This is a genomic window from Rhodovastum atsumiense, from assembly GCF_937425535.1.
GTDB classification, from domain to species: Bacteria; Pseudomonadota; Alphaproteobacteria; order Acetobacterales; family Acetobacteraceae; genus Rhodovastum; species Rhodovastum atsumiense.
This window is the reverse complement of the sequence record NZ_OW485601.1, coordinates 6,282,501-6,297,071: the sequence shown is the minus strand read 5'-3', so window position 1 is coordinate 6,297,071 and position 14,571 is coordinate 6,282,501. Positions and strand designations below refer to the sequence as shown.

Here is a 14,571-nt window from a genome sequence, read left to right as displayed (position 1 = left end):
GTCCCTGACCGCACCGTCTCCGTACGGCGACCGGCGGCGCGGACGTGTCGGTCTGCTCGGCGGTTCCTTCAACCCGGCCCATGCAGGACACCGCCACGTCGCCGAGTGCGCGTTGCAGCGGCTGCGGCTGCAGCAGGTCTGGCTGCTGGTCTCGCCGGGCAATCCGCTCAAGCCGGTGGCGGGCATGGCGCCGCTCTCCGCACGGCTCGCCTCGGCCCGCACCATCGCCGACGGGCGGCGGATCGTGGCCACCGACATCGAGACCCGGCTCGGCACCCGCTACACCGCCGACACGCTGCGCCGGCTGCGCCGGCATTTCCCCTGCCGGCACTTCGTCTGGCTGATGGGCGCGGACAACCTGGTGCAACTGCCGCGTTGGCGCGCCTGGCTCGACATCGCCCGGTGCATGCCCTTTGCCGTGCTGCCGCGGCCCACGTACAATCATCGAGCCCTCGCGGGACTCGCCGCGCGGCGCCTGCGCCGGGCGCGTGTGCCCGCGCAGTTCGCTCCTGCCCTGGCCGGTCTGGCGCCGCCGGCCTGGGTGTTCCTGCCGGCGCCGCAGCATGCCGCCTCGGCCAGTGCCATCCGTGCCGCCGGGCCGCAACGACGATCCCGGGAGTAGGACCCATCGCCAGGAAGCCACCTGCGCCGCCGACCGAGCCGCCTGCCGCGCCTGCCAAGAAGGTCGCGGTGACCCGTCGCCGCGCCAGTCCCCGCACCGCCACCGGACCCGCTCTGCCCTTGCCGCCGGGCACGCCCCGCAAGAAGGCCGTCGCCGCCGGGCCCGGCCGCGGCGCCCGCCGCCCGCCTGCCGCCGAGGCGTCGTCGCGGCTCGATCAGTTGCAGACGGTCATCGTCGGCAGCCTCGAGGACGACAAGGCCGAGAACATCGTCACCATCGACCTTGCCGGGCGCGCGGCCTTCGCCGACCGGATGGTGATCGCGACCGGCCTCGCCGACCGGCAGATCGCCGCCATGGCGACGCATCTGGAAGAAAAGCTCAGTGAGGCCGGGTTGCGGCGGGTGCAGGTCGAAGGTGGCGCCGGCGCGGACTGGGTGCTGATCGACGCCGGCGACATCGTCATCCACCTGTTCCGGCCAGAGGCACGCAGCACCTACGCGCTGGAGAAGATGTGGGGGCGGGAACTGGACGAGGATCCGTCCTCCGCTGCCTGAGCTGCGCATCATCGCGGTCGGCCGCATCGGGCGTGGCCCGGAGGCCGAGCTGTTCGCGCGCTACGCCGGGCGGGTGCGCCCGGCGCTGCAACTGACCGAGCTGGCCGAAGCCAGGGGCAGTACCGGCGAGATCCGCCGGCGCGAGGCCGAGGCGCTGCTGGCGGCGCTGCCGGCTTCGGCCTTCGCGGTGGCGCTCGATCTCGGTGGCTCCATGCCCGACACCGAGGCCTTCGCCGCCCAGTTCGGGCGCTGGCTGGAAGCCGGCCGGCCGGTCTGTTTCCTGATCGGCGGGGCGGAGGGGCTGGACCGGGCGGTGCTGGACCGGGCCGATGCGGTGCTGTCGCTCGGGCGGCTGACCTGGCCGCACATGCTGGCGCGGGTGATGCTGGCCGAGCAGATCTTCCGGGCCAGGGCGATTGCGGCGGGGCATCCCTATCACCGGGCCGGCCGCCCCTGAGGTTTGCGCATGCGAAACTCCCTGGTTCCGGCCGTCGCGCTGCTGCTGTCGCTGCTCTCGGCCTGCGCGGGGCCACCGAGGGAAGGCTGCGGCCTCACTGCCAGCCGGGAGCTGCCGCTGTCCCCTCTCGGGCCGTTTCGTGGCGTGCCCTCGACGATCAACGGGGTTCCGGCGTTGCTGGTGGTGGATACCGGTGCCGGCCACACCGTGATCTCGGATGGCACCGCGCGGCGGGCCGGGGTGGTGCCGGACCTGCAGCGCCTGGTGCGGTCCACCGGCATCGGCGGCACCAGCGTGTTCCCGACCGGCCAGGTCGAGCGCATGAGCCTCGGCGGCGTGCCGGTGCTGCGGCCGGTCGTCACCATCATGCCCGGCGTGCCCATCGCCGACGGCAATCTCGGCATGGACATCCTGGGCGATGCCGACCTCGACATCGACATGCCGGCGGGCCGGCTGACGCTGCATCACGGCCGGCTGTGCCCGGACGAAGCGCCGCCATGGACCGCACGGGCGACCGAACTGGAGACCGTCGCGCAGGAGCCGCGCGCCGCTTCCCCGGCCGCCCGGCCGCGCCTGCTGCTGGCGGTGATGGAGCTGGACGGACGACAGGCGCTGGCGATGCTGGACACCGGCGCGGGGCGCTCGGTGGTGTCGCGCGCCTTCGTCGGGCGCCTGGGGGTGGACGCGGCGGCGCTGGCGCAACGGCCGGGCGTCGTCATCGCCGGCCTGTCCACCGAGACCGGCGAGGGCCGGATCTGGCAGTTCGGGCAGGCCCGGATCGGCTCCGACATCCTGCCCGCGCCCGCGCTGGTGGTGGCCGACCTGCATGGCGCGGCGTTCGACGTGCTGCTCGGGATGGACTACCTGGGGCAACGGCGCGTCTGGATTTCGTATGGCGCAAGACGCATTCTTGTCGCGCGTCCATAGCGACCGGCCGACCGGATCATGCCGGATGGCCGTGCTGGCGCTTGCGGCGCTGCTGGGGGCCTGCGCGGGGCCGCAGCCCGGGCCGGTCGCCTGTGCCCCGCAGCCCGAGGCCGAGCTGGAGCTGGAGTTTCGCCGCGGCGTGCCGGTGGTGACGGCACGGCTGGATGGCCATCCGGCGACGCTGATCCTGGACACCGGGGCCGCGGGGTCGCTGGTGACGCGCGAGGCGGCGGAGCGGCTGGCGCTGCGGCCCGACCAGACGCTGCTTTATTTCAGCACTGCGATCGGCGGCGCCGCCTTTGGCCGCGGCGTGCGGGTCGGGCGGATGGAGCTGGGGGCGCTGGTCTGGCGCGACCATCCCCTGGTGGTGGGCGATTTCATGCTGCGCGGCTGGGGCGGGCAGCCGCCGGATGGGTTGCTCGGCAACGACGTGCTGGAGGATTTCGACGTCGATCTCGACCTGGGGCTTGGCCGGGTCGCGCTGTTTCGTCCCTGCGCCCGCAGCGCGCCGCCCTGGGACGAGCCCTGGACCATGCTCGTGGCGCCGGCGGCGGCGCCGAACCGGCGGCTGGTCTATGTGCCGGCGGAGCTGGACGGGCGGGACGTGGTCGGTTTCCTCGATTCCGGGGCGATGGTGACGGTGGTGGACCGCAAGGCGGCGCATGCGGTCGGCGTGAGCGAGGCGGCGCTTGCCATGGATCCGGGCATCGCGCTGCAGGGGGCGGCCCCGGTCGATGTCGTGGCCCGGGTGCATCGCTTCCGCCGTCTGCGCATCGGTCCGGACAGCGCCGACTCGCCGCTGCTGCTGGTGGCGGAGCTGCCGCCCGACCATGGGGACCTGCTGGTGGGCGTGGGCTACCTGCACGCGCGGCGCGTGTTCATTTCTTTTGGCGCGCGCAAGGTATTCGTGAGCGTGCCCGGCTCGCCCTGAGCGTGGGCCGACCGTCCCGGTGCGGTGGGGTGACGACTGCGGCAGGCATCTGCTAGAGGCCCCGCCCAGCCGGTGGGAGCAGGAGCGGGAGCAGGTGATACAGGCAGAACGCATGGCGGCCGGCAGCATCGCCGTGGGCGTGGTGGTGCTCGGGCTGAAGCTCCTGGCCTGGCAATTGACCGGCAGCGCGGCCCTGTTCTCCGACGCGGCGGAATCCGTGGTGAACGTCGTCGCCGCCGGCTTCGCTTTCTTCGCCCTGCGCTTTGCCGCCAAGCCGGCCGATGCCAACCATCCCTATGGTCACCACAAGGCCGAGTTCTTCTCGGCGGTGATCGAGGGCGTGCTGATCGTGCTGGCGGCGATCTCGATCCTGAACGAGGCGTGGCGCGCCTTCCTCCATCCCGAGCCACTCGACGCCCCCCTGCTGGGGGTGGGCGTGAACATGCTCGCGACCGTGCTGAACGCCAGCTGGGGCAGCCTGCTGGTCCGCGCCGGACGGCAGCAGCGTTCGCCCGCGCTGGTGGGCGACGGCAAGCACCTGCTGGCCGACGTGGTGACCTCGGTGGGGGTGGTGTTCGGCGTGGGGCTGGTCGTGCTCACCGGCCTGCCCTGGCTCGATCCGCTGGTGGCGGCGCTGACCGCGGTCTACATCCTGGGCTCCGGCACCTTCCTGATCCGCGATTCCGTGGGCGGGCTGATGGACGCCGCCCCGCCGTTCGAGATCGTCGAGCGCATCCGCCAGTTGGTGGCCCGGCACGCGGTCGGCGCGCTGGAGGCGCACGACCTGCGCATGCGCCACGCCGGGCGCGTGACCTTCCTGGAATTCCACCTTGTGGTGCCGGGGAGCATGACCGTCGCCGAGGCGCACGAGATCTGCGACCGCACCGAAGCGGCCCTGAAGGCCGAGGTGCACGACATGACCATCACCATCCACGTCGAGCCCGAGGGCAAGGCCAAGCATCACGGCGTCATCGTGCTTTGAAGATTGGCGTTTTAAGGAAGGCCAGGGCTCTGCCCTGGACCCGGCAGGGGTCAGGGGACCCCTGCACCCCGGGTGCGCTGCGCGGCAGGGAAAACATGGGTTCCAAGGGCGAAGCCCTTGGTCGGTCCAGGGCGAAGCCCTGGTGGGGCGCGGGGCAACGCCCCGCCAAACTGGCTTTCGTCCTTGCCGTCCTTCTGTCGCCACCAGCGCGTGCCGCCGGCGTGGTGTCGCTCAATCTCTGTGCCGACCAGTTCCTGCTGCTGCTGGCGCCGGAGCAGGCGCTCGCGGTGACGCAACTCGCGCGCGAGCCCTCGATGTCGGTGGTCGCCGGCATTGCACCGCATGTGCCGGCGGTCCGCGCCGATGCCGAGGCGGTGCTGCGGTTGCGTCCGGATCTGGTGCTGGCGGGCCGGTTCGGCGCCCAGACCACGCTGGCGCTGCTGGAGCGGCGCGGCCTGCGGGTGGAGCGGATCGACATGCCGCAGGACTTCCCGGCGATCCGCGCCGAGACGCGCCGCCTCGCCGCTCTGCTGGGCGTGCCGGCGCGCGGCGAGGCGCTGCTGGCCGACATGGAAACGCGTCTTGCCGTGGTGCCGCCGGAGCGCAGGCCGCGCGCGGTCATGCTGCAGGCCCGTGGCTACGTGGCCGCGCCGGGCTCGCTGCCCGACAGCGTGCTGCGCGCCGCCGGGCTGGAGGATGTTGGCGCCGGCGGCCAGCCGGGGCTAGAGGCGCTGGTGGCGCATCCGCCGGAGCTGCTGGTGACGGCCACTGCCCCGGCCTTTCCGTCGATGGCGACGGATGTGCTGCGTCATCCGGCCCTGGCCGCGATTCCGCGCCGGGAGGTCGCCCCGGCGCTGCTGCTGTGCGGCGGTCCATGGACGGCGCGGGCGGTGCAGGCGCTGGCGCGATGATCCGTGCGCTCGGGGCGGTGGTGGCGGCGCTGGCGGTGCTGTCGCTGGCGACCGGGGCGGCCGGGTTCGGCCTGCCCGATCCGTTGATCCTCTGGCAGATCCGGCTGCCGCGCACCGCGCTGGCGGCGCTGGTAGGGGCGGGGCTCGGGCTGTCCGGGGCGGTGCTGCAGGGGGCGCTGCGCAATCCGCTGGCCGATCCCGGGCTGCTGGGAATCGGCGGCTGTGCCGGGCTGGGGGCGGTGGTGGCGTTCTACTGGGGGGTGTCGGCCGCCTTCGCGCCGGCGCTGCCGCTGGCCGGGCTGGCGGGGGCCGCATTGGGCTGCGTGTTCCTGCTGGGCTTCGCCGGCCGCGTCACCAGCGGGCCGTCACTGATCCTGGCCGGCGTCGCCCTTTCGGCGCTGGCCGCGGCGTTGCTGGCGCTGGCGTTGACGCTGGCCCCCAACCCGTTCGCGCTGGCGGAGATCACCTTCTGGCTGATGGGCGGGCTCGAGGACCGCACCTTGCTGCATCTGGCGCTGGCCGCCGGGCCGATCGTGCTGGGCTGCGTGGTGCTGCTGCGGCTCGGGCGGGGGCTGGATGCCCTGGCGCTCGGCGAGGAGGTGGCGGCGAGCCTCGGCGTGCCGATCGCCCGCACGCTGCGCCGGGCGGCGCTGGGCGTGGCGCTCGCGGTGGGGGCGGGGGCGGCCGTCGCGGGGGGCATCGGCTTCGTCGGGCTGGTGGTTCCGCATCTGCTGCGCCCGCTGGTGGGCGAGCGCCCCTCTGCCTTGCTGGCGCCGTCGCTGCTGGCCGGGGCGGGGTTGCTGCTGGGGGCTGACCTGCTGGCGCGGGCGCTGCCGCTGCTGCTGCCGCTGTCGCAGGAACCGCGGCTGGGCGTGCTGACGGCGCTGCTCGGGGCGCCGTTCCTGATCCGCATCGCGCAGAAGGTGAACGCGGGGAGCGGGGGATGATCGCGCTGCGGGCCGGGTGTGTGCGGCTGTCGGGACGGGCAGTGCTGCACGACATCGATTTCCGCGCGCAGGCAGGGGAGGTGGTGGCCCTGTGCGGGCCGAACGGCGCCGGCAAGTCGACGCTGCTGCGGGCGCTGGCCGGGCTGCTGCCCGGTGGCGTGCCGCCCGATCCGCGGCACCTGGGGTTCCTGCCGCAGGGGGCGCGCTGTGCCTGGGGGATGACGGTGGCCGAGGTGGTGGCGCTCGGGCGCATCCCGCATGGCGATGCCGATCCCGCCCCGGTGGCGCGGGCGATCGCCGCCTGCGGGCTGGACGGCTTGCGCGCGGCGCGGGTGGATCGCATTTCTGGGGGGCAGGCCCGCCGGGCGATGCTGGCGCGGGTGCTGGCCACGGAGCCCGAGGTCATGCTGCTCGATGAACCCACCGCCGATCTCGATCCTGCCGCGGCCCACGAGATCATGGCGTTGCTGCGCGAGCTGGCGCGACAGGGGCGGTGCGTGCTGGTGGTGCTGCACGCGCTGGACCTGGCGACGCGGTATGCCGACCGGATCGTGGTGATGGCGGACGGGCGGATCGTGGCCGACGCCCCGCCTGCCGACGCCCTGCCGCGGGCGGCCGCCGTGTTCGGCCTGCCCTGGGGGAGCGATCCGGCGCCGCGGCTGCTGCCGCCCGCGCCATGACCCCGCCCTTGGCCGCGGGGCCGCCCCGCCTGCCGCTCGGCCTGCCATCACCGCGCCGCGGCGGGCGCCCCGGACGGGCGATCCGCCGCTCTGTTGGCATCGCCAAGGGGCGGCTGCGGGAGGCGGTGGCGATCTCGGTGCTGCTGCATGTGCTGGCGGCGGGCACCGCCCTGGAATGGCCGGCATTGTTCCGGCGCGCCGTCGAGCCGGAGATGGCCGCCGACCAGGGCGCCACCGTGGAGGTGGTGATGGGCGGCGGCGCCGAAGCGAAAGGGCAGGCGACGGCGCAGATGATGTACCCGCCGCCTCCGGTTCCGCCGGAGCCTCCGTCGCCCTCCGCGCCGCCGGTGCCGTCGGCGCCCCCGGCCCCCCAGGCTCCGGCCGCTCCGCCGGCCCCGCCGATGCCGCCGGCTCCGTCCTCGCCCCCTGCGCCGCCGGCGCCGTCCGTGCCATCGGCCCCACCGACACCGGCGGCGCCATCCGCTCCGCCCGCTCCCGCCGCTCCGCCGGCGCCGCCCGCGCCGGCTTTTCCCTTTATGGCCGCGGAACCGGCCCCGGAGGGGGATGTCTCACCCGCATCGCCGCCCGCGGCCCAACTGGCGTCCGCGGCGCCTGCGTCCGCGCCCTCCGCTGCCGTGCCGGCCGCCGCGGCTGCAGCGGAGTCTCCGGCCCCGCCGAAATGGCAATCGGCTGCCTTGCTCGCGGGCGGCGACGTCGGCGCGGCCGAACTGGTTGGCGAGCGGCTGCGCCCCGCGGTCGGCGACCAGGGCAACCTGCCACCGGTCTATCCCGCGGACTCGGCGCGCTTCGGCGAACAGGGGGTCGTGGTGGTGCGGATGCACATCGCGCCGGACGGACATGTGGACACGGTCGAGCTGCTGCAAAGCTCCGGCTATTCGCGGCTGGACCGGGCGGCGCAGGGGGCGCTGGCGCGCTGGCGGTTCACGCCGGCGGTGCGCAATGGCGTGCCGGTGGACTCGGTGCAGGACCTGCCGGTGCGCTTCCGCCTGAACTGACCGGCCGGAACGGGGACAGGCCCCGCCGGGTCGGTGTAGAGGGGATGGTCGGCGACAAAAGGGGGGACGTGCAATGGTCAGGATCGATCGGGTCATCACGCGGGGCGGCGACGCGGGCGAGACTTCGCTCGGCGACGGCGAGCGGGTGAGCAAGGATTCGGTGCGCGTGGAGGCCTTCGGCAGCGTGGACGAGGCGAATGCCTGCATCGGCGTGCTGCGGCTGCATCTCGGCTGCGACGGCGAGGCGGATGCCATGCTCGCCCGCATCCAGAACGACCTGTTCGACGTCGGCGCCGATCTGTGCGTGCCTGGCGATGCGGCGGGGCGGCTGCGGCTCGGGGCCGGCACGGTGGAGCGGTTGGAACGCGAAGTGGAGGCGATGAACGTGGCGCTGCCCGCCTTGCGCAGCTTCGTGCTGCCGGCCGGCACGCCCGGCGCCACGCATGCGCATGTCGCGCGCACGATCGTGCGGCGTGCCGAGCGGCGGGTGGTGGCGCTGGCGCGCGAGCAGCCGATCAATCCGCTGGTGCTGCGCTACTTCAACCGGCTGTCCGACCATCTCTTCGTGCTGGCGCGGCGGCTGAACCTGCCGGCGGGCGGGGATGTGCTCTGGGTGCCGGAGGGCAACCGCTGAGGCCGTGATCGAACCGCAACGATCCGCCGGGGCGCGGCATCGGTTCCTGATCCGGCCTTCCGATTCACGCGGTGCACCGGACAGCTCCGCGTCCTGTCAAGCCGGTCATCCCCGCATGCGGCGTGGGGACCGGGATCGGGTCGGGGCGCCCCGCGTTGCGCGCGCGGCCGCGAGATCATAGCTTCCGGCCATGTCCCAAACGCTCAGGATCGCCTCTCCCCGGAGCCGCCGGCCTGCGACCCGCGCCGGCTTCCGGCGCTGCCAGGCCCCACCGGGGGCAGCGGTCACGCCCCGTGCCTGCGGCCGTGACCGCTGCCGTTCCATGACCACCGGCTCGACGACCTTTGTATCGTGAACGTTCTTCGTGCGTATCCGTTCCGCAACCCCTCCCCAGGCGGGGAGAGGCTACCCCCGAGGAGCTGTCATGAGTGACCTGTTCGCCCCGCCCGGCGGCTGGCGTGTCCGTATCCTCGACCTGTCCGGCGCCTCCGAGGACAACGTGACCGAGGAAGTCGGCGGTTTTCCCACGCTGATGCAGGCCAACGCCTTCGCCCGCCGCTATGTCCGCGATTCGGTCGAGCGGTGTCGCGCCGCCGGCGCCTCGGCGCGCGAGGTGCTGGATGCCTGGTTCGCCTTCGGCGAGGACGCCGAGGTGGTGGATGCCGGCGAGGCCGGCTGGCGCAGCAATACCGAGCTGCAGGATTTCGCCGACCGCCCGGCGGCCGAGGAAGAGCGTGACTGGCGCGCCCTCGATCCCCGGCGCGACCCGGGGCTTGATCTCGAATGACCCGCCCTCGTCAGGGCAGCCGCCCGTGCGTTCGCTTCGCCGCTCCGCTCACCGGCCCGCTGCATATCGGCTCCGCCCGGATCGCGCTCGGCAGCTGGCTGCTGGCGCGGCGGCATGGTGGCCGCTTCATCCTCCGGCTCGACGACCTCGAGCATCCCGAGGCCGCCGCCCAGCACGAGGCGGCGCTGCTCGCCGACCTGGAATGGCTCGGCCTCGACTGGGACGAGGTGGTGCGCCAGTCCGACCGCCGCGACCGCCATGCTGCCGCGATCACCCGGCTGCAGGAACGCGGGCGGCTTTATCCCTGCTTCGAATCGGAAGCCGAACTCAACGCCAAGCGCGAGCTGCGCCATCGCCGCCAGCAGGCAACGGTCTACGACCGGGCCATGCTGAAAATGACGCCGGCGCAGCGCGCGGCGGCCGAGGCCGGCGGCAAGCAGCCGTACTGGCGCCTGCGCCTGTCCGACCGCGTGCTGACCTGGCCCGACCTGGTGCTCGGCCGCGGCGAAGCCAGGTTGCCGGCAATCTCCGACCCGGTGCTGGTGCGTGCCGACGGCACGCCGATGCCCACCCTGGCATCCGCGGTGGACGACATCGATCTTGGCATCACCCACCTGCTGCGCGGCGAGGAACTGCTCGGCACCACTGGGGTGCAGATCGACCTGATGGCGGCGCTCGACGCGGATCCTGATGCCATCGCCTTCGCCCACCTGCACCCGCTGGCCGCTGGCAGCGGCCGCAACGCCAGGCTGCCGACGCTGCGGGGCCTGCGCCAGGACGGCATCGAACCGACCGCCCTGGCCGCAAGCCTCGCCCGGCCCGGCGCCACTGAACCGGCCGCCGTGCGGGACCTGATCGACGGCTTCGACCTGCGCCGCTTCGCCCGCGCCGACGCCTTCGACCTGCGCCCGTTGCTGGCGCTCAACCGTCTCGCGCTGCGCGACCTGCCTTTCGCCGCGGTCGCCGACCGCCTGCCGCACGGCGCCACCGAGGCGTTCTGGCTGGCGGTGCGCGGGCGTATCGACCTGCTCACCGAGGCCCGTGGCTACTGGGATGTGGTCGCCGGTACCATCGTGCCGCCGGTGATCGAAGGGGAGGGCGCCTTCCTGCGCACCGCCCTTGCCACGCTGCCGCCCGAACCCTGGGACGAAATGGTCTGGGATGCCTGGATCGGTGCCCTGGCCCGTGCGACCGGCCGCGACGGCGAGGCCCTGGCCCAGCCGCTGCTGCTGGCGCTCACGGGGGAGGACCATGGACCCGATCTCGGGGCCCTGTTGCCACTGATCGGGCGGGCGCGGGCGGCCCAGCGCCTGGAGATCGCGGTGAGCTGACCCGTGTGGGGCGCTGCCCCGCCCCTTGCACCCCAAGATGGGATCCAAGGGCCTTCGGCCCTTGGTGGAGGTGCAGGAGGCGAAGCCTCCTGCCAGGGCGCGGGGCAGCGCCCCGCTACAGGTCGTCCATTGCGGCGCGGCGACGGCGAAGGATGCGTTTGCCTTCGGCCCATTGCCACGCCACCAGTCCGGGCAATCCGACCGCGAGTTCGCGGGCGCGCTTGACCATCGACAGGGCGATGGCGGTGTCCGGGGTGATGTCGAACAGGCCGCAGACCAGGATGAATCCCGCTTCCTGCACGCCGAGCGCACCCGGCACGGCGAAGCCGGCGCTGCGGGCGGCCTGGCCCAGGCTTTCGATGACGAAGGCCTGTTCCCAACTGACATCGATGCCCATGGCGTGCAGCGCCAGCCACACTTCCAGCGAGCCGAGCGTCCAGGCCAGCAGGTGCAATGCGACTGCCTTCGCGACGGCCACGCGGTCGCGTTGCAGGCGCATCAGCTCGCCGTGCAGACCGCGCACCAGTTCGAGGGGCAGGTTGGGGAACAGGCGCTTCAGCAGGCCGGCGCTGCGTTCGACCAGCCGCATCAGCCCGGCGCGCTGGGCGATGATGAAGCCACCGATGCCGAGGGCGCCGGTGATCAGCCCGCCCTGAACCCAGGGCATCCAGCTTTCGTCGGGGTCGATGGCGGCGAGCAGGGCGAAGCCGGCCAGGGTGAACAGCACCTGCGTGCCGGCTTCGATGGTGAGGTCAAGCGTGGTGCCCGCCCCGGCCTGCGGCCCGGAGACGCCACGGTGCACCAGCAGCCGGATGCCGACGATGTTGCCGCCGAGCTGGGCGACCGGCAACAGCGAGTTCACTGCCTCGCGGATCCAGCGGATGCGGAACCAATGCGCCATGCGCACGGTTTGCACGCCGACGGAAAGGCGCCAGGCGATGGCGGAAAGCCAGAGCTGCAGGCACAGCAGCGCGGCGGTGATCGGCACGGCCCAGCCGGCGGCGATCACTTCGGCGCCGATCGTCTGGGCTCCGAACCAGGCGATGAAGCCAATGATGGCTCCGCCGCCGAGGATGATGGCGATCAGACTAAACGGCACGGTGGAATACGGACTGGGGCATGCGCGCCCGACACGCCACCGAACCGGGCCTGTGTCAAGCGCGGGTGTTGCCGGGGGATGATCCCTGTCGGGGCGGGGCCTGGGGACATGCCGTGGTGCCTGTAAGGGAGGCGGGGGGAAAATCCTGTCCGGGAACCGCTTTCCGCGCGGGCAGTTCCACCCTGACGTGATGTGGGACGAATCCGGTCATGACCCAGGAGGAGAGGGCAGGTGGCGAGGCCCCGGCGCCGACGGAGGCGGTGGTGATCGATGCGGCAGCGTACCCATCCCCGGTCTCGCCCGAGGCCGAGGCCTTCTTCGCCGAGGCGTTGCGCGAGCTGGTGGCAAGCAGGGTGCCGTTTCTGCTGTCCGGCACCTATGCCGTCGCCGCCTATACCGGCATCGCCCGGCCGACCAAGGATCTCGACATCTTCTGCCGCGCCGGGGATCTCGCGCGCATCCTCGGGCATTTCCGTAACCTCGGCGATGCGATCGCGATCGAGGACGAACGCTGGATCGGCAAGGTGCGGCGCGGCGCGCATTTCTTCGACGTGATCTTCGCCTCGGCCAACGGCACCATGCCGGTCAACGACCAGTGGTTCGCCGAGGCGCGGCAGGTGGAGATCCTCGGCACCCAGGTGCGCATCGTCGCCCCCACCGAGCTGATCTGGTCGAAGGCCTTCATCCAGTTGCGCCATCGCTATGACGGGCCGGACGTGGCGCATGTGATCCTGCGCCAGCACGACCAGGTCGACTGGCGCCGGCTGCTGGGCGCGATGGAGGCGCACTGGGAGGTGCTGCTGATGCACCTGTTGAATTTCCGCTGGATCTATCCCTCGGAGCGCGACCGCATCCCGCGCTGGCTGCTCGATGAGCTGTTCGAGCGCCTGCGCCTGCAGCTCGACATGCCGCCCTCGCAGATGAAGGTGTGCCGCGGGCGGATGTTTTCGCGCGTCGATTACCAGATCGACGTGCAGCAATGGGGATTTGCCGATGTCGGTGGCGACGGGGAGTGGCGGCATGACTGACGGGTATCCCGCCGATGCGGTGGGTGAGCAACCCACGGGCGGAGAGCCGCCGGCCCGCCTGACCATCGCCGCCATCGGCGACCTGCATGTGCGCGAGGACCAGGCCTCGCCCTGGCGCGAGGTGTTCGCCGAGGCGGCGCGGCTGGCCCGCGTGCTGGTGCTGTGCGGCGACCTGACCGATCTGGGCCGGCCGGGCGAGGCGCGGCTGCTGGCCGAGGACCTGCGCGGCATCGGCATTCCGGTGATCGGCGTGCTGGGCAACCACGACCACGAATCCGGCCATGCCGGGGAGGTGCGCGACATCCTGCGCGGGGCGGGCATGCAGGTGCTGGATGGGCAGTCGGTGGAGATCGAGGGCGTGGGCTTCGTTGGCGTGAAAGGCTTCGCCGGCGGCTTCGGGCGGCACATGCTGGGCTCCTTCGGCGAGGCGGCGATCAAGCAGTTCGTCGCCGAAACCGTGGAGGAAGCGTTGCGGCTGGAGAACGCGATGCGGCGGGTGCGCAGCCGTCGTGCCGTGGTGGTGCTGCATTACGCGCCGATTCGCGAGACCGTGGCCGACGAGCCGCCGGAGATCCTGCCGTTCCTTGGCTGCTCGCGACTGGCCGAGACGATCGACCGGTTCCGGGTGGGCGCCGTGGTGCATGGGCACGCCCATCGCGGTCGTTACGAGGGGCGCACCCCGGCCGGCGCGCCGGTCTTCAACGTGGCCGCCCAGATCGCCAAGCCGGGCGGGCGGCCCTTCGCGCTGATCGAGGTCTGACGGAGCGAGCGGGTCGGGCGAGTGATGGTTGGACCGGACCGGGACGTCATTTGGCGCTAGGGTTGCGGGTGAAACCGCTCCGGATGTGACCATGCCTGCCTGGGATTTCGCAGCTCTCGCCCTGTTCTGCCTGATGTGGCTCGGCTACGAGCCGGCGATCGGGCTGGCCGGGGTGCATTCGATCAACACCGGCATGCGCTCGGTGCGCGTGGCCTGGATGGCAAGCCTGCTGCGGCGTGACAACCGCATCACCGATTCCACCCTGATCGGTCATGTCATGCACAGTACGAGTTTCTTTGCCTCGACCAGCCTGATCGCGATCGGGGCGTTGATTTCGGCGCTGGGCGGGCTCGACCGGGTGCAGCCGGCGGTGGAGGCGCTGGGCTTCGTGCCGCCGGTGCCGCGGATGCTGTTCACGATCAAGGTCGCGCTGGTGCTGGCGGTGCTGGTGCACGGCTTCTTCCGGCTGACCTGGGCGATCCGGCAGATCAACTACACGATCGCATTGGTCGGGGCGGCCCCGGCGGCCTCCGCGCTGGGCGATCAGGTGTCGGACCTGGCCGAGGCGCTCGGCGGCATGCTGACGGCGGCGCTGGTGACCTTCAATGATGGTATCCGGTCGTATTATTTCGCGCTCGCCGCGCTGGCCTGGCTGCTCGGTCCCCTGGCCCTGGCCCTGGCGAGCCTGCTGCTGACCGCGGTGATGGTCTGGCGGCAGTTGGGCTCACCGGTCGCCACGCAGTTCCAGCACGCCGCCGCGCTGACGCTGCGCGCACATGCGCGGCTGAAGGAGTGATGTCGGGGCCCGGTCAGGCGGGCGGCGTATCGGCGCCGGCACCGAGCGGGCGGGTCATCAGCACGGAATCCACCCAGCGACCATGTTTCCAGCCGACTGCCGGCAGCAG

The 14,571-nt window shown here is 72.7% G+C and carries 18 protein-coding genes (1 of these 18 cut by a window edge); 16 read left to right on the top strand and 2 right to left on the bottom strand.

Features of this window, described 5'->3' with window-relative positions; translation table 11 throughout:
• Positions 1 to 4 precede the first annotated feature (4 nt).
• The 13 genes from NBY65_RS28355 to NBY65_RS28295 all read left to right on the top strand — a co-directional run bounded on the left by NBY65_RS28355 (position 5) and on the right by NBY65_RS28295 (position 10,779).
• A complete protein-coding gene (locus tag NBY65_RS28355) occupies positions 5 to 622 on the top strand; it encodes a nicotinate-nucleotide adenylyltransferase (protein WP_150043511.1) in 618 nt (205 codons plus the stop codon).
• A 68-nt stretch (positions 623 to 690) separates the two neighbouring features.
• Entirely contained in the window at positions 691 to 1,176 is a 486-nt protein-coding gene (gene rsfS / locus NBY65_RS28350) for a ribosome silencing factor (RefSeq protein ID WP_239002991.1), read from the top strand.
• A gap of 1 nt (position 1,177) precedes the next feature.
• Positions 1,178 to 1,633: a 23S rRNA (pseudouridine(1915)-N(3))-methyltransferase RlmH gene (locus NBY65_RS28345; RefSeq protein WP_150043513.1), complete on the top strand. Its 456-nt coding sequence runs from the start codon at positions 1,178 to 1,180 to the stop codon at positions 1,631 to 1,633.
• 9 nt (positions 1,634 to 1,642) lie between these two features.
• Positions 1,643 to 2,560, top strand: a complete 918-nt coding sequence (locus NBY65_RS28340) for a retroviral-like aspartic protease family protein (RefSeq protein WP_150043515.1) — start codon at positions 1,643 to 1,645, stop codon at positions 2,558 to 2,560.
• 25 nt (positions 2,561 to 2,585) lie between these two features.
• Positions 2,586 to 3,491, top strand: a complete 906-nt coding sequence (locus tag NBY65_RS28335) for a retroviral-like aspartic protease family protein (protein WP_162530776.1) — start codon at positions 2,586 to 2,588, stop codon at positions 3,489 to 3,491.
• 94 nt (positions 3,492 to 3,585) lie between these two features.
• Positions 3,586 to 4,473 carry a cation diffusion facilitator family transporter gene (locus NBY65_RS28330; RefSeq protein ID WP_275266331.1) on the top strand — a complete coding sequence of 296 codons (888 nt, stop codon included), beginning with the start codon at positions 3,586 to 3,588 and terminating at the stop codon, positions 4,471 to 4,473.
• A gap of 95 nt (positions 4,474 to 4,568) precedes the next feature.
• Complete coding sequence (locus tag NBY65_RS28325) at positions 4,569 to 5,384, top strand: ABC transporter substrate-binding protein (RefSeq protein ID WP_150045674.1); 816 nt, start codon at positions 4,569 to 4,571, stop codon at positions 5,382 to 5,384.
• The gene (locus tag NBY65_RS28320) at positions 5,381 to 6,331 is read left to right on the top strand and encodes a FecCD family ABC transporter permease (RefSeq protein WP_150045675.1); all 951 of its coding nucleotides are present in this window, start codon (positions 5,381 to 5,383) and stop codon (positions 6,329 to 6,331) included. Before NBY65_RS28325 ends, NBY65_RS28320 begins: the two co-directional genes overlap by 4 nt.
• Positions 6,328 to 7,011, top strand: a complete 684-nt coding sequence (locus NBY65_RS28315) for an ABC transporter ATP-binding protein (protein WP_150045676.1) — start codon at positions 6,328 to 6,330, stop codon at positions 7,009 to 7,011. Before NBY65_RS28320 ends, NBY65_RS28315 begins: the two co-directional genes overlap by 4 nt.
• Complete coding sequence (locus NBY65_RS28310) at positions 7,008 to 8,027, top strand: energy transducer TonB (protein ID WP_150045677.1); 1,020 nt, start codon at positions 7,008 to 7,010, stop codon at positions 8,025 to 8,027. Before NBY65_RS28315 ends, NBY65_RS28310 begins: the two co-directional genes overlap by 4 nt.
• 73 nt (positions 8,028 to 8,100) lie before the next feature.
• Positions 8,101 to 8,661, top strand: a complete 561-nt coding sequence (locus tag NBY65_RS28305; RefSeq protein ID WP_150045678.1) for a cob(I)yrinic acid a,c-diamide adenosyltransferase — start codon at positions 8,101 to 8,103, stop codon at positions 8,659 to 8,661.
• Between the two features lie 424 nt (positions 8,662 to 9,085).
• Positions 9,086 to 9,448, top strand: coding sequence for a hypothetical protein (locus NBY65_RS28300; RefSeq protein ID WP_150045679.1), 363 nt, complete (start codon positions 9,086 to 9,088; stop codon positions 9,446 to 9,448).
• Entirely contained in the window at positions 9,445 to 10,779 is a 1,335-nt protein-coding gene (locus tag NBY65_RS28295) for a glutamate--tRNA ligase (protein WP_150045680.1), read from the top strand. Before NBY65_RS28300 ends, NBY65_RS28295 begins: the two co-directional genes overlap by 4 nt.
• A gap of 115 nt (positions 10,780 to 10,894) precedes the next feature.
• Here NBY65_RS28295 and NBY65_RS28290 read toward each other — a convergent pair whose 3' ends face one another.
• On the bottom strand, positions 10,895 to 11,878 hold the full coding sequence (locus NBY65_RS28290) for a lysylphosphatidylglycerol synthase domain-containing protein (protein WP_162530914.1): 984 nt from the start codon (positions 11,876 to 11,878) through the stop codon (positions 10,895 to 10,897).
• Between the two features lie 209 nt (positions 11,879 to 12,087).
• On the opposite strand from NBY65_RS28290, the gene NBY65_RS28285 reads away from it, so the two are divergent.
• From NBY65_RS28285 to NBY65_RS28275, 3 genes are all read left to right on the top strand, one after another.
• Positions 12,088 to 12,906, top strand: a complete 819-nt coding sequence (locus NBY65_RS28285; RefSeq protein ID WP_150045682.1) for a nucleotidyltransferase family protein — start codon at positions 12,088 to 12,090, stop codon at positions 12,904 to 12,906.
• On the top strand, positions 12,899 to 13,666 hold the full coding sequence (locus NBY65_RS28280) for a metallophosphoesterase family protein (RefSeq protein ID WP_150045683.1): 768 nt from the start codon (positions 12,899 to 12,901) through the stop codon (positions 13,664 to 13,666). The genes NBY65_RS28285 and NBY65_RS28280 overlap by 8 nt, the downstream gene beginning before the upstream one ends.
• 91 nt (positions 13,667 to 13,757) lie before the next feature.
• Complete coding sequence (locus tag NBY65_RS28275; protein WP_150045684.1) at positions 13,758 to 14,462, top strand: DUF599 domain-containing protein; 705 nt, start codon at positions 13,758 to 13,760, stop codon at positions 14,460 to 14,462.
• Between the two features lie 13 nt (positions 14,463 to 14,475).
• Here the strand turns inward: NBY65_RS28275 and NBY65_RS28270 are convergent, their stop codons facing one another.
• Positions 14,476 to 14,571 carry the final stretch of a GNAT family N-acetyltransferase gene (locus NBY65_RS28270; protein WP_150045685.1) on the bottom strand. The gene runs 429 nt beyond the window's last position, so the window shows 96 of its 525 coding nt (coding positions 430-525); its start codon lies off the right edge, out of view — the gene reads right to left on this strand; its stop codon occupies positions 14,476 to 14,478.

What these genes read in the sequence shown, in the direction of transcription:
- NBY65_RS28340 (WP_150043515.1), top strand. Translation starts at nt 1,643, where the DNA reads ATGCGAAACTCCCTGGTTCCGGCCGTCGCGCTGCTGCTGTCGCTGCTC.
- NBY65_RS28335 (WP_162530776.1), top strand. Translation starts at nt 2,586, where the DNA reads ATGGCCGTGCTGGCGCTTGCGGCGCTGCTGGGGGCCTGCGCGGGGCCG.
- NBY65_RS28325 (WP_150045674.1), top strand. Translation starts at nt 4,569, where the DNA reads ATGGGTTCCAAGGGCGAAGCCCTTGGTCGGTCCAGGGCGAAGCCCTGG.
- NBY65_RS28320 (WP_150045675.1), top strand. Translation starts at nt 5,381, where the DNA reads ATGATCCGTGCGCTCGGGGCGGTGGTGGCGGCGCTGGCGGTGCTGTCG.
- NBY65_RS28315 (WP_150045676.1), top strand. Translation starts at nt 6,328, where the DNA reads ATGATCGCGCTGCGGGCCGGGTGTGTGCGGCTGTCGGGACGGGCAGTG.
- NBY65_RS28310 (WP_150045677.1), top strand. Translation starts at nt 7,008, where the DNA reads ATGACCCCGCCCTTGGCCGCGGGGCCGCCCCGCCTGCCGCTCGGCCTG.
- NBY65_RS28305 (WP_150045678.1), top strand. Translation starts at nt 8,101, where the DNA reads ATGGTCAGGATCGATCGGGTCATCACGCGGGGCGGCGACGCGGGCGAG.
- NBY65_RS28300 (WP_150045679.1), top strand. Translation starts at nt 9,086, where the DNA reads ATGAGTGACCTGTTCGCCCCGCCCGGCGGCTGGCGTGTCCGTATCCTC.
- NBY65_RS28295 (WP_150045680.1), top strand. Translation starts at nt 9,445, where the DNA reads ATGACCCGCCCTCGTCAGGGCAGCCGCCCGTGCGTTCGCTTCGCCGCT.
- NBY65_RS28285 (WP_150045682.1), top strand. Translation starts at nt 12,088, where the DNA reads ATGACCCAGGAGGAGAGGGCAGGTGGCGAGGCCCCGGCGCCGACGGAG.
- NBY65_RS28280 (WP_150045683.1), top strand. Translation starts at nt 12,899, where the DNA reads ATGACTGACGGGTATCCCGCCGATGCGGTGGGTGAGCAACCCACGGGC.
- NBY65_RS28275 (WP_150045684.1), top strand. Translation starts at nt 13,758, where the DNA reads ATGCCTGCCTGGGATTTCGCAGCTCTCGCCCTGTTCTGCCTGATGTGG.